This is a genomic window from Microcoleus sp. B5-D4 (assembly GCF_036705145.1).
Classification (GTDB): Bacteria; Cyanobacteriota; Cyanobacteriia; order Cyanobacteriales; family Microcoleaceae; genus Microcoleus.
The window spans coordinates 1-5,930 of sequence record NZ_JAUBTV010000077.1; the positions used below are offsets into that span (position 1 = coordinate 1).

Sequence of the window (5,930 nt, forward strand, 5' to 3'; positions counted from 1 at the left end):
GACAGGGCAGATTCAATGTTTCCGGCTGTTGCTCTCCAATTCGGTTGAGCATTTACTCTTTCAAAGTGACATTATAGATACTAATTCTCCCACGAAGTTTCAAGCAAGCGATCGCCTGCACGTTATGTAACGATCACGAAGTCGCCAAGGTTTGACCTCTCTCAACCGCTGTAGACGAGCCTTCGCCGTAACTGTCTTGCTCCCATCCCAAGCTTTCTAGCGATATGTTCTAAACAATCTGCGCTTAATTGTCCAACCTCTATTACTATTTTGGTTAATTTATCCCTGGATAAATATTTTTTCCACTTCTGCAACACTAAAAAACGTTTCATAAAACTCAGCTTCATCAGTTTGTCGATGATAAATCGCCTTGGGCAGCACCGACAATTTAATAAATATACTAGAAGCAAATTCCCGCTCGGAATTGAATCCGATTGAGAGAGTGTGACACTATATAAAACAAGAATTGAGTTGGGGAATTTATGAAAATTTAGATGCTCTTAAAGAAAAAGTTCGCGCTTTTATTGAAGAATTTTCAATTGAAACAATCGCATCTATAACGGGATGGGATTATATTCTATCAGTCTTGGCTACTGTTGCATGACTTTGGAGAATTGGCATCACTTAGAAATTTGAGCAAATTTGTTTCTTTAAATTGACTAATAATTATGTTTGCATTGCTCTGACTAGGTTCTGTCCAAAATGACATATTACTGAACTGCTCAAATAAGTCAGGTGGTAAAATAGTAGTTCGAGGTTTATACTCGACTTTAGACTGTATTTTATGCAATCCCGGAGTGTTCAATTTCTTGTCAAACTCTCGTTCATCATATTCTACATTTTCAAAGTCATGCTCAAAAAAATCTTCTCCCAAAAATTTATAAATCACTTTCATTACTCGATCGGGATTTTGGGTTAATATTTCATAATCGACTAGGAGTAAAATTTCGCTATTTTCGCTATAAAAAGCTTCTTTTAAGGCATTATAAGAAAAGCCTATTAAGCGATCGCCCTGCATTAATGCCTCGGTTCTACTATATACTGTACGGCGTTCTGATGGACTACCAAATAGCCTAGAAACATCAAAGGTATTCTGACGAAGTAATCGCTCGATACTATCCGCAATCCAAGCAATATTCCTAACACAACAGATTACCTTGGCATAGGGAAATAAATTTCTGATAAGAGGCAATTGGCTGCACCAACGCCGATTGGTATCAAAAACGATCTCCTTATCTGCTTGGGGCTGATAATAACCTGTAAAAATGCCTTGAACGATCGCACGTTTCTGTTGCGTTGAAATAAAAACGGAGTGTTCGCTATCTTCGCCCATTGATTCGAGCATCTGCTCTATCAATAGGGAGACGGGAGAGGACATAGCAGCATGGAAGCGAGGATTTTGTCGCAGCAGAGCGGCCATTAAGGTAGAGCCAGAACGTGGCAACCCTGATATAAAATGAAATTTACAATCTAGCATTTAATTTCCTACTGATTTCATTAAAAAAATTATAATTTTGGAAATAAAGGAAATCGTATTAATTATTCCCATACAAACCGCTACAATAGTATAATTGTCTTAATAAATAATAAACCTTTATTTTTGTTTTGCTAGGATAAAGCGTTACCAGGCTCAACATTTGTTTCTCTGGAATAGTAAAATATGGCTCTTTCGGAGTTGCTATGCTTTTGTTCACTTAAGAACATTTTTATTTCTTTTCTCTTCTTCCACTCTCCCGCTCTCCCCCTCTACTCAAATAGCATAGTTAAGTACGGAAGATCCTATAGTACACCATTTAATAGAGAAAAATTATTCTGTTTAGTAAGTTAAAGAATTTTGTAATAAAGTTTAACAATACGTTTTATAACTTATTATATTATATGGTTAGTGTTGGTAGAATATTAAATTAATCCACAAGTAGCCTGTTTACTGCAAACACTGAACAGCCGACTATGAGTATCAGGCAGCACATTTATAGGAAAGCTGAAGTTTCCACCACAAAAGCTTCCACAAACCAGAAATTTCAGATGCGCCAGTTCGCTACTAAACCCCAACTCAAACAGGTATCGCTGCGAGAGCAACTTTCGTTCCAAAGTCAAGGCAATCTATTGGGACGGACGCGAGTTTCTCCTAGAGCAACAATTCAACCCAAGATTACCATCGGCGCACCAAATGATAAATACGAACAGGAAGCCGATCGCATAGCTGATGCAGTTATGAATATGTCTGCACCCTCCCCAGATGCAGGGTCAAAACAACCCTTAGCTGCCGCTGTTACCCCGATCGCTGCTACAGATAGCGGCTCGGCACAAACTGCACCAGAAGGTACAGCGTCTGCTGCTAGTAGCGGTCAAGAGAGTCAACTGAATCTCGATGGTAGCGGCGGAAGCCCATTACCCCAGAATGTCCGATCCTTCATGGAACAGCGTTTCGGTGCTGATTTCAATCACGTGCGCGTGCATACCGACTCAAATGCGGTACAGATGAATAAGGAATTAAATTCCCACGCCTTTACATACGGCAGTCATATATATTATGGGGCAGGGAAATCTCCAGGGGAAGACCACTTAACCGCTCATGAACTTACCCACGTTATACAGCAGACTGGAAGTGGGTAGACTCAGATCTTGTACCAGGGCTAAAAACAGGGTTTCTTGCAAATAGCTAAACCCGAAACCCTTAATTTTTCGTAAAAAAACCCAGTTTTTCAAGCCTTGTTGAGAATGATGCAAAATCTGAGTAGAGGGGAAACACGGAAATATGGAAAAAACAAAAGGCTAAACTATTCCTTCCAGCCGAGTCTTCCCTGTTTACTATGACCGCTTCTTACCTGAGTTTTTTCTTTTTCTTACCGTATTTTCCCCTAGTCTTACCCCTTTCCCCTTCTTATGGATGAGATATTCACTCAAGGCCCAACGCTTGAAACTGAAAACGGCGATTGGTATGAGGCAAATCGCCGTTACTTAATAGCTGCTCTAGCACAAATGGAAGCAACCTTACGACGACAGGCGACACCCAATTTCCTAGTTAAGCAAACAGCACTACAGAATACAGCACAAATTGCAGCCGCGATGTCTCCTCCACCTGCTCTGGAAAAGTTCTGTAATACTTTCAATTTGTTGGATTTCGATCGGGATTTGCTACTCTTGTGCGCTGGGATGGAATTGGATGCAAACTGGGGGAATTTGTGTGCTGAGGCTGCCGGAAATTCACAGCAAACTTATCCAACTTTTAGTCTGGCGCTGAGGGTGCTATCAGCACCGGATTGGGCAGCGTTGACACATGATGCACCATTGCGTTGGTGGCAAGCGATCCAAGTTGGGCCGGGAAACTCCCTAATGCAGTCCCCCCTAAGAATCGATGAACGGGTGTTGCACTACTTGTTGGGAATCGAACATCGGGACGAGCGATTGGTTAACTATGTCAAACCCTTGCCGAACCAAGATATTCAGGAATTAGGCTTGCCACCATCTCACCACCAATTGGTAAAGCAAATAGCAGGGATATTGGGAAGTACGGATGGTCTTAATTATCAAATTGTCCAGTTGTGCGGTTCGGATCTGGCTGAAAAAACCGCGATCGCAGCAGCAGCTTGTGCAATGCACGGATGGAATCTGCACGCGATGGCGGCGGACGGAATTCCGACGGACACTGACGACTTAGAGAATTTAATGTGCCTGTGGGAACGAGAAGCACTTTTGAGCAATAGTGTTTTACTCCTAGAGTGCGATGCAGTCGATCCAAACGACCAAAATCGAGATAATGCGATCGCAAGGCTGATTGAAAACAGTAGCAATCCCCTCATTGTCAGCGTTAGCGATCGACGGCATCCCCGGAAGCGTCCATTAATTACATTTGATATTGAGAAGGCAACATCTAGCGAACAGCAAGCCATTTGGCGATCGGCTTTGGGTCACTTGGCAGACAATCTCAATGAGTGTGTAGAAAAGATCGTGGCAAATTTTAACCTCAGTTCTCCGGCAATTTACGCGACTTGTAGGGAAGTGCAAAGCCAGGACGACACCAGAGAGGGATTAGACGTTGCCTTGTGGGAAGCTTGTCGGATGCAAGCGCGATCACGTATGAATGGATTAGCTCAACGCATTGAATCAGCAGCTACTTGGGAAGATCTCGTATTGCCAGACAATCAACGCGATATCTTACGGGAAATTTTGGCCAACGTTCGGCAACGTACAAAAGTTTATCAAAGCTGGGGATTTGCCGACAAAAGCACTCGCGGCTTAGGAATTAGCGCTCTATTTGCTGGAGCGAGCGGTACTGGTAAAACAATGGCAGCCGATATTATTGCTAAGGAATTGCGACTGGATTTATACCGGATCGATCTAAGTGCAACCATTAGCAAGTACATTGGCGAAACGGAAAAGAACTTACGGCGCATATTCGACGCGGCGGAAGCTGGCGGGTGTTTGCTGCTTTTTGACGAAGCTGATGCTCTGTTTGGTAAGCGTTCTCAAGTGAAAGACAGTCACGATCGCTATGCCAACCTGGAAATTAGCTATCTGCTACAGCGGATGGAATCTTACCGAGGATTAGCGATTCTGACTACTAACTTAAAAGATTCTATAGACCGGGCATTTTTGCGCCGCATTCGTTTCGCGATCGAGTTTCCCTTTCCAGATGCCGAACACCGCGAACAAATTTGGCAGCGTATCTTCCCCAAACAAACACCTACACAAGGGCTGGACTTTTGCAAGCTAGCCAAACTAAATGTTGCGGGTGGAAATATTCGCAATATTGCTCTAAATGCCGCTTTTACTGCTGCCGATACAGGAGAACCTGTGATGATGAAGCATATATTACAAGCAGCAAAAAGCGAATATATTAAGTTGGAACGACCCCTTACAGATATGGAAGTAAAGGAATGGGTATGATAGCTAAAAAATTGTCGATATTTAATACTACTTAGCGGTTGCATTAGATGATAAAAATCAGGCTTATTCCTATCTCAATGAAGAATTAGCATAAACTTCGCCTGTAAGCAGATCTGCTAATAAGACCAGCGTCAATAAAAAGCATCCATTTCAACAGAGTGTTTTAATATGACGAATCCTACAAATTTTGTGCAAACAGTCCTTGTATGCGATGGACAAAACAACGCGGTTAACTTAGGAAAAAAACCTCAATTTAAAATTGAGAAAACAATTACTCTAGAAGCTTGGATTTGTGTAGCAGCTCAAAAAAAATATGCTGGAATTATTAGTAACATTTTCAAATCGGGCGCAACAGAAAGTGGATATGGTCTGCTCCTTGATGGCGAGAGTGGGATTTACTTTGGGTTAAAAGTTCCTACACTCGGAATTCAGTATCTTAGTAGCGGAGCGAACACGATTACCCTCAACAAGTGGCATCATATTGCGGGAACTTATGATGGTCAGGAAATGAAATTGTATGTCGATGGCGTAGAAAAAGCTAAACAAGCATATACAGGAAATAACATCAATTACAATCCCGAAAATGACTTGTTATTTGGGATGTATAAAGATAATAATGCCTTTCTCGCCTTTCCTGGAAAAATAGCGGAAATCCGAATTTGGAAAATCACTCGTACCCAACAAGAAATTCAAAATAATTTCTCCCAACGTCTGGCAGGAAATGAGTCAGGATTGGTGGGGTATTGGCCTTTAAATGAAGGCAGCAACAATATCGCTCATGAGCGAACCAGTAAGACCAATCATGGTGTGATTAATGGGGCTAACTGGGAACAATCACAAGTACCATTAACAAAGCAGCCAGTCCTTACATTTAATGGACAAGACAACGCGATCGACTTAGGGAAAAAACCTGAATTTAAAATTGAGAAAGCAATTACTCTAGAAGCTTGGATTTGCGTAGCGTCTCAAAAAGGATACGCTGGAATTATTAGTAATATTTACGATACTGGCGCAACCGAAAGTGGATATGGTCTGCTCCT

At 41.9% G+C, this 5,930-nt stretch carries 4 protein-coding genes; 3 read left to right on the top strand and 1 reads right to left on the bottom strand.

Annotation, left to right across the window (positions count from 1 at the left end; all coding sequences use genetic code 11):
* Window positions 1-580 precede the first annotated feature (580 nt).
* Window positions 581-1,477, bottom strand: a complete 897-nt coding sequence (locus QUB10_RS26510) for a sulfotransferase (protein ID WP_333206154.1) — start codon at window positions 1,475-1,477, stop codon at window positions 581-583.
* 473 nt (window positions 1,478-1,950) lie between these two features.
* Here QUB10_RS26510 and QUB10_RS26515 point away from each other — a divergent pair, with 473 nt between their 5' ends.
* The 3 genes from QUB10_RS26515 to QUB10_RS26525 form a co-directional block, all read left to right on the top strand.
* Window positions 1,951-2,616 (top strand): DUF4157 domain-containing protein, encoded by a 666-nt coding sequence (locus tag QUB10_RS26515; RefSeq protein WP_333206155.1) that lies wholly within the window; start codon window positions 1,951-1,953, stop codon window positions 2,614-2,616.
* A gap of 270 nt (window positions 2,617-2,886) precedes the next feature.
* Window positions 2,887-4,890 carry an ATP-binding protein gene (locus tag QUB10_RS26520; protein ID WP_333206156.1) on the top strand — a complete coding sequence of 668 codons (2,004 nt, stop codon included), beginning with the start codon at window positions 2,887-2,889 and terminating at the stop codon, window positions 4,888-4,890.
* A 168-nt stretch (window positions 4,891-5,058) separates the two neighbouring features.
* Window positions 5,059-5,930, top strand: an 872-nt coding sequence (locus QUB10_RS26525) for a LamG domain-containing protein (RefSeq protein ID WP_333206157.1), incomplete at its 3' end; no start/stop codon positions are given.

Bases quoted from the DNA above. Each gene is read 5' to 3' on its own strand.
- QUB10_RS26515 (WP_333206155.1), top strand. From the start codon at position 1,951: ATGAGTATCAGGCAGCACATTTATAGGAAAGCTGAAGTTTCCACCACA.
- QUB10_RS26520 (WP_333206156.1), top strand. From the start codon at position 2,887: ATGGATGAGATATTCACTCAAGGCCCAACGCTTGAAACTGAAAACGGC.
- QUB10_RS26510 (WP_333206154.1), bottom strand. From the start codon at position 1,477: ATGCTAGATTGTAAATTTCATTTTATATCAGGGTTGCCACGTTCTGGC.